This is a genomic window from Vibrio scophthalmi (assembly GCF_040869025.1).
Taxonomy (GTDB): domain Bacteria; phylum Pseudomonadota; class Gammaproteobacteria; order Enterobacterales; family Vibrionaceae; genus Vibrio; species Vibrio scophthalmi.
The window spans coordinates 3,249,624-3,265,031 of record NZ_CP134271.1 but is presented as its reverse complement, the minus strand read 5'-3'; the positions used below and the strand labels follow the sequence as shown (position 1 = coordinate 3,265,031).

The window sequence follows — 15,408 nt, the reverse complement described above, 5'->3', positions numbered from 1 at the left end:
TCTTCCTTATTTCATTTCGTTGAGCTTACGTTGTGATTGTTTGAGTTGCTGCTGTTTCCATAATTTGAAAATGGCCGGTAAAACTAATAGCGTCAGTAATAATGCCGAGGCCATACCGCCAATCATTGGCGCGGCGATACGCTGCATCACTTCTGAGCCTGTACCATGGCCATACATGATTGGAATGAGGCCGATGATCACCGTACTAACGGTCATCATCACAGGTCGAACGCGCAGGCCTGCACCTTGGCTAATGGCATCATTGAGTTGTTGGCCTGTCAGCGGCTGCTGAGTTGTTTGTGCGGCTGTGAGTCGCTCATCCCATGCTTGGTTGAGATAGACCAACATAATTACGCCAATCTCAACCGCAACGCCGGCAAGGGCAATAAAACCGACGCCAACCGCAATAGAGAAGTTAAAGCCGTGTAGGTACATCAACCATAAGCCGCCAACCATCGCGAGAGGGAGTGTGGTCATGATGATCAATACTTCGCCGACACGGCGGAAACTCAAATAGAGCAGCAGCACGATGATGGCCAAAGTCACAGGTACAACGACACTCAAACGTTCCTTGGCGCGTTCCATGTATTCGTATTGGCCTGACCATGTCAGTGAATAACCGGCAGGAAGCGTGAGTTGTTCGGTGACGGTTTGTTGCGCTTCTTTAACGTAGGAACCTAAATCTCGGCCCTCGATATCAACAAATACCCAGCCGTTTGGCCGTGCATTCTCGGTCTTAATCATTGGTGGGCCGTCTTCGTAGCGAATATCAGCCACATCAGCAAGGGCAATGCGCGCGCCATTTGGGGTGACGAGTGGTAAATTCTGCAGTTTGACCACCGAATCACGATAATATTGCGGGTAGCGGACATTAATTGGGTAGCGCTCTAATCCTTCTACTGTTTCTCCTACCTTCATTCCACCGACCGCAGTTGCAATCACTTGTTGTATATCGCGGATGTTAAGACCGTAACGGGCCGCTTGACGGCGATTGATATCAATCGTGACGTAACGACCGCCAGCGACTCGTTCCGCATAAACAGAGGTTGTGCCTGCAATCGGAGCGAGTATCGGCTCCAGTTTTGCGCCAAGCTGCTCAATCACCTTGAGATCGGGGCCTGCGATCTTAATGCCAATCGGGGTTTTGATCCCTGTCGCTAACATGTCGATACGAGTCTTGATAGGCATTACCCAAGCGTTGGTTAAGCCGGGAAATTGCACCAAATCATCAAACTCTTTGCGTAGCGATTCGGTGGTGACACCTTCACGCCACTCTTCACGTGGTTTGAGTTGAATGGTGGTTTCTATCATCGTAAGAGGCGCCGGATCGGTGGCGGTTTCGGCGCGACCAATCTTGCCCCACACGGTTTCAACTTCAGGAACCGTTTTAATTAATTTGTTGGTTTGTTGCAGTAACTCGCGAGCTTTACCAATCGAGATTCCTGGGTAGGTTGTTGGCATGTACATCAGATCGCCTTCATCCAGCGGGGGAATGAATTCACTGCCAAGTTGCTTGGTTGGATAGTAGGCTGATGCTAATAACACCAACGCGAAGCAAATCATACTTTTCGGGTAGCGCAAGCTGAGGTTTAGCATGGGGCGATAGAGAGCAACCAAACCACGATTGATAGGATTTTTATGCTCAGGAAGAATTCGGCCTCGCACGAAATAGCCCATCAAAACGGGCACTAGTGTGATGGCCAAACCTGCCGCGGCCGCCATTGCATACGTCTTCGTAAATGCCAGCGGAGAGAACATTTTGCCTTCTTGACCTTCAAGGGCAAAGACGGGCACAAAGCTCAACGTAATGATCAACAGCGAGAAAAACAGTGGCGCGCCGACTTCTTCAGCGGCTTTACTGATTACCTGCCAACGATTTTCATCCGTTAAAGGTGTTTTCTCGATGTGTTTATGCACGTTTTCAATCATTACAATCGCGCCATCAACCATGGCGCCAATCGCAATGGCGATGCCACCTAATGACATAATATTGGCATTGATACCTTGCCAGTGCATCACGATAAAGGCGGATAGAATACCGATGGGTAAGCTAATGGCTATGACCAAGGATGAGCGAATATGGAATAGAAACAGTGCGCAAACGACGGCGACAACTAAGAACTCTTCGGCCAGTTTCTGCCAAAGATTATCGACGGCTGAATTAATTAACGTTGAGCGATCATAGGTGGTGACAATTTCAACGCCTTCAGGCAGTCCTGCTTGAAGCTCTGCCAGTTTGATTTTGACATTATCAATCACTTGGCTGGCATTTTCGCCAAAACGCATCACGATAACGCCGCCAACTGCTTCACCCTCGCCATTTAGCTCTGAAATACCTCGGCGCATTTGCGGCCCTAAGCTAATATCTGCCACATCACCAAGCAGCAGTGGTGTGCCTTTTGGTGTTACTTTTAATGGCAATGCTTGTAAGTCATCAATGCTTGAGAGATACCCCGATGAGCGCACCATATGTTCCGCTTCAGCGACCTCAATCACTGAGGCGCCACTCTCTTGGTTGCCGTTACTGATGGCTGAGTTGACTTGTTGTAATGTCAGATCGTAGGCACGCAATTTGGCTGGATCGATTTGTACTTGGTACTGCTTAACCATACCACCCACAGTCGCAACCTCTGATACGCCCGAGACGGTTTGCAGCTCATATTTTAAGAACCAATCTTGTAGGCTGCGTAATTGAGCTAGATCGTGTTGGCCAGTTTTGTCTTGCAGTACATAGCTGTAAACCCAGCCCACGCCGGTTGCATCCGGGCCAAGGGTCGGCTTTGCTTGAGAGGGCAAGTTAGGGGCAACTTGGCTTAAATACTCTAACACTCGTGAGCGAGCCCAATACATGTCGGTATCATCGTTAAAAATGATGTAGACGTAAGAATCGCCAAAAAATGAGTAGCCGCGCACTGTTTCCGCTCCAGGCACCGCGAGCATAGCCGTAGTGAGGGGATAGGTGACCTGATCCTCGACCACTTGCGGCGCTTGGCCGGGATAACTGGTTTTTATGATCACCTGCACGTCAGAGAGATCTGGGATCGCATCGACAGGGGTGTTTTTAACGCTGTATAGCCCTGCAAATGTCAGCAATATGGCGGCAACTAACACCAAAAAGCGATTGCTGATAGACCAACGAATAATGGCTCCAATCATTGTGGGCCTCCTGCTACTGGATGTTGTTCAGTGGAGGGAATAATCTGTTTCAGCTGCCATTCACCCATTTGATTCGTGACTAGAAATCGAACCCTTTGGCCCTCGCGAAAGGGGGATAAATCGAAGTTATCAGCCACTTCAAAGTTTTGCTCTCCCGCTGACCATTTGAGTGATTCAACGTTTTCATGCGAAAGTGTCACCATATTGAAGTCACTCATTAACATGGTGATCTGACCGTCGATCCATACTTGGTCTGCAGGGCTTTGCGCAGGTTTGATTTGTGTAATTAGGTAATCCCCTTGAGCGGTTTTCTCCATCTCAAAGTCGATCGACTGACCCTGCTTGAGCGCTGTAATATCCAGTGAAGGATGGAGTGTAAAATTCATCACCATGCCGGGCCAATTCCAGGCTTCGACAGGTTGGTGATTAATTGTCACCATACGGTGATTTGCCATGATGTCGGTTATTTGTCCATTTGCCCACGCTGTCACCGGTGAACTATCGGTACCATTAATTCGCGATAGATCAGCGCTTTGGCTAGATTCTGAGTCCAACATAAATTGTGCTGAGATCACGACATAATCGGCGGCAGTTAAGCCAGATAATATTTCAATTCGGTCGGCGGCTTCTCGGCCTGTCTCGATTCGGGCTGAACGATATTTACCATCGCCTAGGGCAAGTACCACACGACTCATCGCTCCTGAGCGGATAACGGCTGAGCGAGGAATGGTTAAGACTTGATCTTCGCTCACGGGGGTTAGGCGAATGTTGGCGAACATGTTTGGCTTTAACTCACCTTGAGGGTTGTCGAACTTGAGTCTTACCCGCAAGGTACGCGTGGCCGGATCGAGGATCGGGTAGACATAATCGACCATGCCTTGCCAAGTTTGACCGGGAATCGCATCCAACGTCATATTGGCTTGGCTACCCGATTTAACCCAATGGCCTTGGCGTTCAAATAGTTCAACATCAACCCAAACATGGTCTAGTGGGCCAGCACTGATTGCCGTTTGCGCTGGCGTTAAATAGCCACCTTCACGCACGTTTAAATTGGCGATTACGCCATCAGCAATGGCTTTGATCTCAATGTGTTGTTTGGCCTTGCCACGGCGATAGATTTGTTGAATTTGCGCGTCATCAATACCGAGCGCACTGAGTCGCTGCTTTGCGGCGCTAATAATTGCTTTGCGTCCAGTACGGCTAGCATTAAGCAGTTCTTCTTGTGCTTTGACTAAGTCAGGTGAATAGAACGTAAATAACACGTCACCTTGTTTTACTTTTTCGCCGACTGCATCGACATAAAGTTTTTCCACCCAACCACTGGTGCGGACATTCGTTTGCCATAGCGTGCTTTCATCAAACGCAACATAGCCAACAGCATCGATTGTCGGACGCAGGGGCTGTAACTCGACTTGGGTTGTTTTTACCCCAAGATTGTTTTCTACCGCGGCGGAAATGGTGACGGTTCCTTTGGCTTGAGGTTGGTTTGAGTCTTCAGCGTAAACAGGGACCAAATCCATTCCCATAGGGGATTTGCCCGGTTTATCTCGCTGATAATTTGGGTCCATTGGCGCGACCCAATAAAGTGGTTCTTGCGAAGGTTCGTTGGTGCTGCTTAGTGATGTCGATGCAGTGGAGTGCGAAGCTGGCATCAACCATTGATTAGCGGAAAATCCAAGGGCACCACCCACGAGTAGGGCAACCGTAGCGATTTTTAAATTTTTCATGAAATACATCCTAGCGATGTTCGTCGGTTGTAAACGTGAGTTGTGGCTCTATGTTGAAAGCGCCGACTAAATTGGCTAATTGATTGTTGATAATGTTCAAGTCGGTCAGTAAACGCTGGTATTCAAGTTCAATGGCTAACTGGTTAGTTGAGCTTGTGACAATGTCACTAAATGTGGCGCTGTTATTTTGATAACCTTGTTCAACTGCCTTACGCTGAGCATTGGCTTGTTTAAGCAGCGTCGAGCGGTAGCGCTCGATACGTTCGAGGGTGAACTGACGATTAGAGAGCAGAGCCGAGAGTTGACTATTGAGTTTTGCTAACCACGCATCTTTTTGTGCTTGCGCCGAGCCGACTTGGTATTGTGCTGCTGCGTGGACTTTATCTTGTTTATTCCCGGTAAAGAGCGGCACATCGAGAGTGAGATAAGCACTTACCATATCGGGGGCGGGCTCTCCTCGCATATTATTAGCTTGGCGATGCGCATACATAAGCTCAACACCGAACTGCGGTGAGTAAGCCTGTTCGGCGAGAGATACTTGCGATTTTGCCGCGAGAATGGACGCATCAAGTGATTGCAACATAGGATGTTGGCGTAATAGCGCATAGCGATCGTTTTGGCTCTGCAGTGTTGCTAATTTGCTGTTAAGCCGTGTCCAGTCGATTTGATTCGATGCTTTGATATGACTCAGGTCTAGCAACGACATCTCGACAGAATGAGCTGAAATAGCAGGAAACCATTCAGAAAACTGCGCAAGAATGCCTTGTTGCATCTGTTGATTAGAGAGCAGTTTTTGTTCCAATTGGCTGACGCGAAGTTGTGCGGTAATCACATCTTGCGATTCGCTTAACCCTAATGCGTAATTGCTATCAAGACTTGATTCCAATTGAATCAACCAGCGTTTTTGCTCTTGTAATAACTGTGCTGCCGTTTGGTTATACCCAAGCTCTAACCAAAGCGTGGTGATTTGCATTGCGACTTCTTGCGCGCGCAAATTCGCTTGATTGAGCCCGACATTGGCTTGATTTTTGGCTTGTTCTGCTTGGTAGGCGGTACTATCACCGCGGTCAAATTTTTGCATTATCCCTAACGAGATGTTGCTCATTGGATCCTCGTCCAGCGCAAAACTATCGACAGGCACGCCGCCAAAACCCACTTTAATGGTGGGATCGGCCAGCGTTGCTTTAGCAAGGCCACTATTTAGACTTGCTTGAGATTGGCCGATTAACTGTTGACGCGTTGCGTCACCAGCGATGGCAAGATTGATCAGTTGCTCAAGGTTAACCGAACCATCGACACTGTTAGCCTTGGCAAAGGACGTTTCTGAGGCGGATGTTGGCCTATTTTGCTCTGCAGCCATGGCAGGGGTGAGTGAGCTAATTGCAGTTGCGAGCGCAAACGTCACCAAATTTAGATGAAATTTCACAATTCAATCCATTCATAGTAAATGCGCGTGGAGCGAATCCTCGGGCATTGAAAGTAGGGTGTTTACAGCGCGTGTTGCGATGTAAACAGTACTGAAATGAATAGAATTTAAGCGTTTGGCGGGCGATAGAGTGATCGAGCTATTTCAATAATATCTCGATGGGATTCAAGCGGAAAACTCACCGCGTGAGCGATGCGAATGTGTTCGGTTGGTTCAGCAAGTAACGCTGCTAAGACGGTAATACAAGTGGTATCGCAGCATTCATGATAGAGAGAGTCGTTACTTGAACAGTCTTCAGTAGCGCTAGTTGACGGCATCATCTGATGATGACTCGTTGCGGATGCCATATCAGACATCATCTCCGGCGTGCATGAGCTTAGATTGTGTTGGCCCATTTGCAGCATTTGAATTGGCATTAGTGTTTTGCTCGACGCCATATTTGACGCGACAAGCGTCAATGCCGTAAGCAACACTAACCAAATTGTACGCAGAGATTTTGCGTGCATATTGAGACCAATTCAAAAAGAGAGGTGTTTAAAATAATCCTTCCCCCTAGGGGAAGGTCAAGAAAAAAGGCCTGATAAATTGCAATTTATCAGGCCTAAAGCGTTTATTTGTCGGTCACTAACCGGAAATGATTAGTGTGTTAAGTAGTGCTGCACAAACTCAGTGACCTTAACCATGTCATCAATAGCAATGAACTCTTCCGTGGTATGTACTTTAGACATACCGGTTGAGATGTTTACTGTTGTTAGACCCAGTTTGTTGAAGTTATTTGCGTCGCTACCACCACCCGTTGCTTTGGTGATTGGCTCTGCGCCAATGGCACTGAAAGAGGCTTTTACTTGCTCGATATGTGGGTGATCATCTGCAATAACAAAACCATCGTAAGCTCGGGTTGATTCAATCTCTACCGTTGCACCATGCTTATCTGCTGCTGCTTGGAAGGTATCAATCATGTGCTGAACTTGTTTTGCTAGCTTATCGTTATTTAGCGAGCGAGCTTCAGCGATGATGTTCAGTTCAGGCATAACGATGTTCGTCGCATTACCACCTTCAACGATACCGATGTTTGCGGTGGTTTCTGAATCAATGCGTAGCAAATTCATTTGGGTAATTGCATCGGCAGCAACACCAATCGCACTGATGCCTTCTTCAGGCGCAAGACCTGCGTGTGCAGGGCGACCAATAATTTTGGCATCAATTTTTTGTTGGCCAGGCGCTGCGTTAACGATGCTGCCAATCGGGCCACCGGTATCAAGTACAATCGCTTTATCCGATTTGATGAAGCTCATATCGAAGTGTTCAGAGCCGTGTAGACCACCTTCTTCATGGACAGTAAAGGCGATTTCTAGCGTTTTGTGCTCAAGGTTTTCAGCTTGGATACAACGGACTGCTTCCATAATCGCAGCAATGCCTGATTTATCATCGCCCCCCAGAATGGTATTGCCTTTAGAGCGAATGATGCCATCTTCAATGATAGGCTCAATGCCTTTGCCCGGAGTCACTGTATCCATATGGCAGCTCATTACCACGCTGTCTGCAAGTGTGCCTTCTAAGCGTGCATAGATGTTGAAACCATTAGTGTACTGCTCTGGTACTGGTAGCTTATGAACGGTGAAGCCAAGCTCACCAAGTTGTTCTGCAAGCGCTTCAGCAATCTCTTTCTCAAAGCCTGTTTCACTGTCGATTTTAATTAGTTGGCAGAAATGCTCTACCAGGCGATCACGGTTAATTGGATTCATTGTTATATCTCATTAGGGAACAGAGGCAGTTAACATAGCCCTGATTTGCAGGGGTATACCCTGATGTAAATCAAAGTTTCTCCCTATCTGGCTGCAACAATTACACGATGTAAACCAATTGTTACGGGCGGCGGATTTTAATTGTCGATAAATCAACGCATTGTATTAAAAACAAGCAGTGGCAAGTTGGTTTTACATTTGTCAGTAAGTCTCTTTCGCATTCAAGTTACCGTCCCAGTTTTCCATGTTCAGTTCCGTAGGCCAAAGTTAATTAAAGCAGTCATTTCGACGACCAATGACAACGGCTATATACGGACAGCGAGGTTAAAATGAACAGTGAATACAATCCATTAGGGACAGATGGTTTTGAGTTTGTTGAGTACACCGCCGCGGATGAGCAAGGCATAGAACAGCTTAAATCTTTGTTTGCATCACTGGGTTTTGCTGAAATTGCAAAACATCGCTCGAAAGAAGCGTGGTTGTTTAGGCAAGGGGAGATTAATTTTATCGTCAACGCCCAGCCACATAGCCAAGCCCATCGCTGCGCTAAGCAGCATGGCCCATCGGTCTGCGGTATGGCGTTTCGGGTGGTGAATAGTGGCGAGGCCATGCGCTATGCATTAACCAATGGCGCCACTGAATACCAGACGGAAATTGGCCCTATGGAGCTTTCAATTCCGGCTATTCATGGTATCGACGGCAGTTTGATCTACTTTGTCGATCGTTATGGTGAACAGAGTATTTATGATGTCGATTTTTGTTTTTATGCCGATGCTGAGCAGCGCTGTCGTGAACAAAGTGTTGGCTTGTTTGAGGTCGATCATTTAACCCACAACGTTAAACAAGGCCATATGGACGTGTGGTCGGGATTCTATGAACGTATCGGCAATTTTCGTGAGATCCGCTATTTTGATATAGAGGGCAAACTCACCGGGTTAGTGAGCCGAGCGATGACATCACCTTGTGGGAAAATACGCATTCCAATCAATGAGTCATCAGATGATAAATCGCAGATTGAAGAGTTTATTCGCGAATACAACGGCGAAGGTATTCAGCATATTGCGCTGAGTACTGATGATATCTACCAGACCGTAACCGATCTTCGCGCGCGGGGAATGCTGTTTATGCCAACCCCCGATACCTATTATCAGAAGGTAAATCAGAGAGTGGAAGGGCATCATGAAGATTTGGAACGATTAAAGCAATTACGTATCTTGATTGATGGCGCGCCGATGAAAGATGGTATTTTGCTACAGATCTTTACTCAAACAGTTATCGGCCCGGTATTTTTTGAAATCATTCAACGAAAGGGCAATCAGGGCTTTGGCGAAGGTAACTTTAAAGCGCTGTTTGAGTCGATTGAAGAGGATCAAATACAGCGAGGAGTGCTAAAGGATGCGTAAAGGGATCACTTATCCGCACCGCGAAGGGATTTGCTCAAAACAAGCTCACGCTGATTTCCCTAAGCAAGCCATCTATGAAAGAGAAGCCGGCCGCTCTGGCTTTTTTGGCCCAGCGGCCCATTTTCACCATCAACACGCGCCAACAGGTTGGCAAGAGTGGCAGGGCGAACTGCGGCCACGTGCGTTTAACTTCAATCATGTCGAGCAAAGTAAGCAAACTTCGCCTTGGGATGTTCCGCCCTTATTGCATAACGCACAGTGCAAAGTTCGCGTGTGGCGGCTGAAGGAAAATATGCCTTTTATTGCCCGCAATGCCGACGGTGATGAACTGCTGTTTATTCATCAAGGCTCTGCAGAACTGTTTTGTGATTATGGCCATTTAAGTGTCGTGACGGGTGACTACGTTTTGATCCCGAGGTCAACCAATTGGCGCTTAGAACCTCACGAGCCAATGTTCTTGTTAATGATTGAGTGCAGCGATGGCAGCTATGGTTTGCCAGAGAAAGGCTTAGTCGGTCAACATGCGATATTTGACCCCGCAGCTTTGGATGTACCTCAAATCAACGCGGCTTTTCAAGCTCAGTACAGTGAAGCCACCACGCAGGTATTGGTTAAACGGCATAACCAAGTCGCCACCATTACTTATCCCTTTAATCCGCTTGATGCCATTGGTTGGCATGGCGACTTGTCGGTCGTTAGACTCAATTGGCGCGATATTCGCCCACTGATGTCCCATCGTTATCATTTACCGCCGTCTGCCAACACGACGTTTGTCGGAGAAGGATTTGTGGTGTGTACGTTTGTGCCACGCCCAATAGAAAGCGATCCAGGCGCACTTAAAGTGCCGTTTTATCATAACAATGATGATTATGACGAAGTGCTGTTTTACCACGAAGGTGATTTTTTCAGTCGTGACAATATTGAAGCGGGCATGGTGACGTTTCATCCCGCAGGTTTTACTCATGGACCTCATCCTAAGGCCTTTGCCGCCAGTCAATCAAATCCGAAAAAACGCACTGATGAAGTTGCCGTGATGATTGATACCCGCCATGCACTTGAGTTTTCTTCTGCGGCGCAGGCGGTTGAATTACCGGACTATGTTTATAGTTGGCGATCTGCCTAACTGAGCCACTTTAGGGAGTGAAGAAGTATGAAACTTGCCACATTAAAAAATCAAACTCGAGATGGCTTGCTGGTGGTGGTCAATCGCGCGATGACACATTGCATTGCCGTGCCGAATATTGCCGATACGATGCAGCAATTGCTTGATAATTGGCATCAGTTAGAAACGCCTTTGCAAGCGGTGTATCACGCCCTTAATCAAGGAGAAATCGAAGGCATACCGTTTGAACCACACCGTTGTGAATCGCCGCTGCCGCGCGCTTATCACTGGGCTGATGGGAGTGCTTACGTCAATCATGTTGAGTTGGTGCGCAGGGCTCGTGGTGCCGACATGCCGCAAAGCTTCTGGCATGATCCGTTGATGTACCAAGGTGGTTCGGATATGTTTATTGGCCCCTGTGACGACATCGTTTTTTCCTCTCAAGAGTGGGGAATTGATTTTGAAGCGGAAGTGGCGGTGATCACTGATGATGTGCCGATGGGTTGTAGCGTGGAGCAAAGTGAGCAGACGATCCGCTTGTTGATGCTGGTCAATGATGTTTCTTTACGTGGTTTGATTCCCGCAGAGCTCGGCAAAGGCTTTGGTTTTTATCAATCTAAGCCGTCTTCGGCATTTTCGCCGGTGGCCGTTACGCCGGATGAGTTGGGAGATGCGTGGCGTGAAGGAAAACTACATCTCGCGATGCACAGTTATTACAACGATGAGTTGTTTGGCTGTCCAGATGCTGGATGCGATATGACGTTTAACTTTTACCAGTTGATCGCTCATGCAGCAAAAACGCGCGCGTTAGGGGCGGGGACAATTATTGGCTCGGGCACTATCTCGAATAAGCAAGGTACAGAGCACGGTAGTGCAATCAGTGAAGGCGGGTTAGGCTACTCGTGTATTGCGGAGTTGCGGATGATTGAGACGATTCGTGATGGTCAACCCACCACCTCTTTTATGCGCTTTGGTGATCGGGTAAAAATTGAAATGTTAGATTCACACGGCATCAGTTTGTTCGGTGCAATTGAACAAAAGGTGGTGCAGAACTAATGCAATTATACGGTTACTGGCGATCCTCCGCAGCCTATCGGGTGAGGATTGCGCTCAACTTAAAGCGTATCCCATATCAGTATATTGCGGTTAACTTGCTTAAAAATGGCGGGGAGCAACATTCACCTGAATTTCATACCCTTAACTCGAATGAGCTTGTTCCGGTACTGGTGCATGGTGGTTTGCGCTTGAACCAATCTTTGGTGATCTTAGATTATCTGGATGAGCAATTTCCCGAGCCCTTGTTAGTACCTCTCTCAGGTGAAAAGCGCTATCTGATCAGAGCCTTAGCGCACGACATTGCGGTTGATATTCATCCGCTTAATAACCTACGTGTGCAACAATATTTAACTGCCCAAGCTAAGTTGAACCAACAGGCAAAGGAGAAATGGTTAAAACATTGGATTTATCGTGGTTTTTGTAGCTTGGAGAATAAGTTAGCCGACAGTGCAGGGAAATATTGTGTGGGTAGTGAGGTGTCGTTGGTTGATGTTTGTCTCGTACCTCAAGTTTATAATGCCTTGCGGCTGGAGATGGATCTTGGGCCGTTCCCAACCATTGAACGGCTGTATCACACGCTTAATCAGAAAGAAGCCTTTGCGATGGCACAGCCTGAAAGGCAGCCCGATGCGGTATTGAGCAAACCGTAAAGCAAAAGTTGATAGCATAAAAAAACCACCATTAACTGGTGGTTTCTCGCGAGTCATTCTTTTTACAATGATGATGAATTATTGCATTACCTGCGCCTGACGGGCTCTTTGCTGTAATTCAGCAATATTAAATTGGCGCACGTCCAGCGCTGCCAAGTCGAAACACTCTTTACAAGAGTGGTGACATAAACCGTCAATATATTCATGTTTGGCAAGTAAGCTTGGCTTCTTGCACCAATCGCATACGCCTTCGATAGTGTACATGTTAGGCTCCCGCCGTTATGACTAGGGGTTATCTTCGCGACGTATTATGACACATTTAGTTATTGCGGGTTAATATTTTGTTACTTGAACTGAGAGGGTGATCGATTGCTCAGGCATTGGTATGCCTAAGTTTTCACCATAGGTAAGGTTTGTGTTTTTAATGTGTAACTATTTATTAACAGTGCTGAGAAGAAGTTTTAAACACGTGTTTAATCGTTTCATTTCTTCTTCGCTACCTTTTAGATCAGGATGATAGATTTTACTTAGCTGTTTGTAGCGTTGCTTAATCTGTTTTTCGTCAGGCAACTGCGCTGGCTTATAGCCAAACATTGCGCAAGCGAGATCCATATGGGGTGTTTGGCTGCTATTTGCAGTAGTGGATTGTATTGATTGTGCTTTTAGTGCCAATTGTTGTTTTTTCAACTGACTGTAAAGCAATTCTAACTGCTGCTTTTGCTTGCGCAGCGCTTTATCTTGCTGCTGAATCTGTTGTTTGAGCTCGTCGCTTTGCGACAAGTTTTGTGCTGAATGAGCATGAATTTGACCAATGGATTTTTTTTGTCTATGCCATAACCACACAAGGATCATCGACAATGCAGCTACGAGCGTGAGAAGGACAAAACTAAGCGGGTTGAGCAATGAACTTAGTGTATTGGTCTCACTGTGGGCACTTTGTTCTCGATGTTGATCATCAAGTTGTTCTATTGCTGCTAACTGTTTAGCTCTTTGAGCATTGAATTCTTGTTCCAAAATACTCGCTAAAGCTTCTTCTGCTTTAGGGTTACTGGCTGCTGCGATTTGATACCACAATTTGGCTTGGCCTAACGTATCCACCTTATCGCTATCAGTTTGGTACAGTTGCCCCAGCTCAAATTGAGCTTGGTCGTCGCCAGAGATCGCCAATTTAGTTAGCCAATAGAAAGCCTGTTCTTGATTGGGTTTGCCTAAATCACCGTGGAGATAGTGGTCGACGAGTTGTCGTTGTGCGAGCTTATAACGATTGTTGGCCGCTTGCTCTAACCAATAGAGAGCTTCTTGTGATGATTGGGCAACGCCATCACCGGTCTTATAGGCTTGAGCTATTTGGTATTGAGCGCGAGGGTTGTTAAGTTCGGCTTGTGCCGTTAGTTCATCTATCGAAGTCGAGTTAGCGAAAGTGACGGAAGAAAACAATGCAAGTGAAGCAATGAATGTCTTTAGCGTATGCATGATAGTGGGACTTCCTATTCCGTGGCTATTCATTCGTTCGATGTCGGTATGGTTGTTTATTCGCTGCGCGGAGGTAGAACTATAACAACCATGCCGCAGGGCGCAAACCCATTGGCATGGTAAATAGTCAGTAAACTGATTATTTTAGAGGTAGGATCTGAATTTCTACGCGGCGGTTACATGCACGGCCACTGGTGGTTTCATTTGAACAAAGTGGGAAGCGTTCGCCGTAACCACGTGCGATTGCGCGGCCAGGGGCAACACCTTGTTGAACAAGGTAGCTACGTACTGATTCAGCACGGCGCTCAGACAGTGTTTGGTTCATTTGATCGTTACCAGTGCTATCAGTGTAGCCATTGATCACAAGGCTAGTATCTGGGTATTCAACCAAAATTGTAGCCACACCACCTAGAGTGCGGTGGATTGATGGATCAAGTTGGTATGAGCTAGACGCAAAGCCGATGCCGTTTTCTAGGCGTAGAATCAGTTGGTTTTCACCAACACGTTCAACCTGAACACCTGAATCAAGCAGCTGCTTACGCAGTGCCGCTTCTTGTTGGTCAAAGTAGTAACCCGCGCCACCACCAATTGCTGCGCCACCCGCTGCGCCAATCAGCGCATTTTTACGACGCTCTTTAGCATCATCGCCAGTCGCTAGACCAATCGCTACGCCTGCAATCGCACCAATAAGTGCGCCAGAGGTTGCCGAGTTAGTTTCGCTTTCGCCAGTCGTTGCGTTTTGACGTTGAGTTGCTTGACAGCCGGTAAGTGCAATAGTCAAAGCTAGTGCAAGAGTCAGTTTTTTCACAGTGAGTCTCTCCATGTGAGGAATACATACAGCAAATTGATGGGATGCAATTAACCTTATGATGTTCCTTATGTCAAATACACTTCACTATATTTGACAAAAGCTTAACGTGGCATGAATGAATTGTTCACTATGCCACCAGTTAGAGAGGGTTTGAGGCGAAATTAGTTGAGCAGTTTACGAGCAGGTGCACCGTCGATTGGGCGACTAACAGAGAGTGTACGACCTTTTTTAAGGCCAACTTCATAATCATCGGTGAGGTTTTTCATCGCCTCACGCAGTTGCTGCTTAAAGGTCTCACGGTCGATATTTTTGAACTCTTTATCAATATAATCTTCGATTTTATTTGCCGACTCTTCATCAGGAGAAATTATCGGCAATTTCTCGAGTGCGCCTTCCACCCAGCCTGAAACATAAGAGTTAACGCGGCGGGTGACTTCTAAGCTAGATGTACCACTGCCGGCAAAACTGTTACGGAACTTACCAGTATGCTCATTAAGCTCACGATAAACGATGTCAAAGGCAAAGGCGGCAAAGATTGCACGATCGGCTTCACCAATAAATTCAACACGTTTTAACCCTTTGTGGTTGAGCAGCACCGCTTCAACGCCAAATTTGGTATTAATACCACGAATGACACGCAGTAGGGTTGAACTCACACTGGTTGGCAGTAGATGGGTCGATTGCGTTTTGCCCATCTTGATAAACTCAATATCGTCCTTATCCAAGCCATACTTGAGCATGAGGCGATGCGCCATTTTGATCGCATTCGCAGCTTCATTGACGTTGGCAGAGTTACCAAGTTCTAAACACTTGGCAATCTTTTTTAAGGCTTTTTGTTTATGCATAGATCGCGGCAAAA

The 15,408-nt window shown here is 46.9% G+C and carries 13 protein-coding genes; 4 read left to right on the top strand and 9 right to left on the bottom strand.

The genetic code is table 11. The annotated features are described in order from the left end of the window. Nucleotides 1–6: 6 nt before the first annotated feature. The 5 genes from RJD38_RS14775 to RJD38_RS14755 form a co-directional block, all read right to left on the bottom strand. Nucleotides 7–3,156 (bottom strand): efflux RND transporter permease subunit, encoded by a 3,150-nt coding sequence (locus tag RJD38_RS14775; protein ID WP_065545281.1) that lies wholly within the window; start codon nucleotides 3,154–3,156, stop codon nucleotides 7–9. Next, the gene (locus RJD38_RS14770) at nucleotides 3,153–4,883 is read right to left on the bottom strand and encodes an efflux RND transporter periplasmic adaptor subunit (protein ID WP_065430302.1); all 1,731 of its coding nucleotides are present in this window, start codon (nucleotides 4,881–4,883) and stop codon (nucleotides 3,153–3,155) included. The genes RJD38_RS14775 and RJD38_RS14770 overlap by 4 nt, the downstream gene beginning before the upstream one ends. Before the next feature lie 10 nt (nucleotides 4,884–4,893). Continuing rightward, nucleotides 4,894–6,309 carry a TolC family protein gene (locus RJD38_RS14765; RefSeq protein ID WP_065430303.1) on the bottom strand — a complete coding sequence of 472 codons (1,416 nt, stop codon included), beginning with the start codon at nucleotides 6,307–6,309 and terminating at the stop codon, nucleotides 4,894–4,896. 107 nt (nucleotides 6,310–6,416) lie between these two features. Next, a complete protein-coding gene (locus RJD38_RS14760) occupies nucleotides 6,417–6,815 on the bottom strand; it encodes a hypothetical protein (RefSeq protein WP_065430304.1) in 399 nt (132 codons plus the stop codon). Nucleotides 6,816–6,947: 132 nt separating this feature from the next. Continuing rightward, nucleotides 6,948–8,054, bottom strand: coding sequence for a M20/M25/M40 family metallo-hydrolase (locus tag RJD38_RS14755; RefSeq protein WP_065430305.1), 1,107 nt, complete (start codon nucleotides 8,052–8,054; stop codon nucleotides 6,948–6,950). 329 nt (nucleotides 8,055–8,383) lie between these two features. Between RJD38_RS14755 and hppD the strand changes: the two genes are divergently transcribed. From hppD to maiA, 4 genes are read left to right on the top strand one after another with little or no spacing between them, the layout of a single operon-like run. Then, on the top strand, nucleotides 8,384–9,457 hold the full coding sequence (hppD, locus tag RJD38_RS14750) for a 4-hydroxyphenylpyruvate dioxygenase (protein WP_065430306.1): 1,074 nt from the start codon (nucleotides 8,384–8,386) through the stop codon (nucleotides 9,455–9,457). Further along, nucleotides 9,450–10,580: a homogentisate 1,2-dioxygenase gene (locus RJD38_RS14745; RefSeq protein WP_065430307.1), complete on the top strand. Its 1,131-nt coding sequence runs from the start codon at nucleotides 9,450–9,452 to the stop codon at nucleotides 10,578–10,580. The genes hppD and RJD38_RS14745 overlap by 8 nt, the downstream gene beginning before the upstream one ends. A gap of 27 nt (nucleotides 10,581–10,607) precedes the next feature. Beyond that, nucleotides 10,608–11,615: a fumarylacetoacetate hydrolase family protein gene (locus RJD38_RS14740; protein WP_065430308.1), complete on the top strand. Its 1,008-nt coding sequence runs from the start codon at nucleotides 10,608–10,610 to the stop codon at nucleotides 11,613–11,615. Beyond that, nucleotides 11,615–12,265 (top strand): maleylacetoacetate isomerase, encoded by a 651-nt coding sequence (maiA, locus tag RJD38_RS14735; RefSeq protein WP_065430309.1) that lies wholly within the window; start codon nucleotides 11,615–11,617, stop codon nucleotides 12,263–12,265. The genes RJD38_RS14740 and maiA overlap by 1 nt, the downstream gene beginning before the upstream one ends. A gap of 78 nt (nucleotides 12,266–12,343) precedes the next feature. On the opposite strand, the gene RJD38_RS14730 is transcribed toward maiA, so the two are convergent. From RJD38_RS14730 to RJD38_RS14715, 4 genes are all read right to left on the bottom strand, one after another. After that, the gene (locus RJD38_RS14730; RefSeq protein WP_005597603.1) at nucleotides 12,344–12,529 is read right to left on the bottom strand and encodes a hypothetical protein; all 186 of its coding nucleotides are present in this window, start codon (nucleotides 12,527–12,529) and stop codon (nucleotides 12,344–12,346) included. A gap of 168 nt (nucleotides 12,530–12,697) precedes the next feature. Further along, complete coding sequence (locus tag RJD38_RS14725) at nucleotides 12,698–13,738, bottom strand: J domain-containing protein (RefSeq protein WP_065430310.1); 1,041 nt, start codon at nucleotides 13,736–13,738, stop codon at nucleotides 12,698–12,700. 139 nt (nucleotides 13,739–13,877) lie between these two features. Beyond that, the gene (locus RJD38_RS14720; protein WP_005597599.1) at nucleotides 13,878–14,546 is read right to left on the bottom strand and encodes an OmpA family protein; all 669 of its coding nucleotides are present in this window, start codon (nucleotides 14,544–14,546) and stop codon (nucleotides 13,878–13,880) included. Between the two features lie 164 nt (nucleotides 14,547–14,710). Next, a complete protein-coding gene (locus RJD38_RS14715; protein ID WP_005597597.1) occupies nucleotides 14,711–15,394 on the bottom strand; it encodes a DUF2786 domain-containing protein in 684 nt (227 codons plus the stop codon). Between the last annotated feature and the right edge of the window lie 14 nt (nucleotides 15,395–15,408).

What these genes read in the sequence shown, in the direction of transcription:
- RJD38_RS14775 (WP_065545281.1), bottom strand. Translation starts at nt 3,156, where the DNA reads ATGATTGGAGCCATTATTCGTTGGTCTATCAGCAATCGCTTTTTGGTG.
- RJD38_RS14745 (WP_065430307.1), top strand. Translation starts at nt 9,450, where the DNA reads ATGCGTAAAGGGATCACTTATCCGCACCGCGAAGGGATTTGCTCAAAA.
- RJD38_RS14730 (WP_005597603.1), bottom strand. Translation starts at nt 12,529, where the DNA reads ATGTACACTATCGAAGGCGTATGCGATTGGTGCAAGAAGCCAAGCTTA.
- RJD38_RS14740 (WP_065430308.1), top strand. Translation starts at nt 10,608, where the DNA reads ATGAAACTTGCCACATTAAAAAATCAAACTCGAGATGGCTTGCTGGTG.
- RJD38_RS14755 (WP_065430305.1), bottom strand. Translation starts at nt 8,054, where the DNA reads ATGAATCCAATTAACCGTGATCGCCTGGTAGAGCATTTCTGCCAACTA.
- hppD (WP_065430306.1), top strand. Translation starts at nt 8,384, where the DNA reads ATGAACAGTGAATACAATCCATTAGGGACAGATGGTTTTGAGTTTGTT.
- RJD38_RS14725 (WP_065430310.1), bottom strand. Translation starts at nt 13,738, where the DNA reads ATGCATACGCTAAAGACATTCATTGCTTCACTTGCATTGTTTTCTTCC.
- RJD38_RS14760 (WP_065430304.1), bottom strand. Translation starts at nt 6,815, where the DNA reads ATGCACGCAAAATCTCTGCGTACAATTTGGTTAGTGTTGCTTACGGCA.
- RJD38_RS14715 (WP_005597597.1), bottom strand. Translation starts at nt 15,394, where the DNA reads ATGCATAAACAAAAAGCCTTAAAAAAGATTGCCAAGTGTTTAGAACTT.
- maiA (WP_065430309.1), top strand. Translation starts at nt 11,615, where the DNA reads ATGCAATTATACGGTTACTGGCGATCCTCCGCAGCCTATCGGGTGAGG.
- RJD38_RS14770 (WP_065430302.1), bottom strand. Translation starts at nt 4,883, where the DNA reads ATGAAAAATTTAAAAATCGCTACGGTTGCCCTACTCGTGGGTGGTGCC.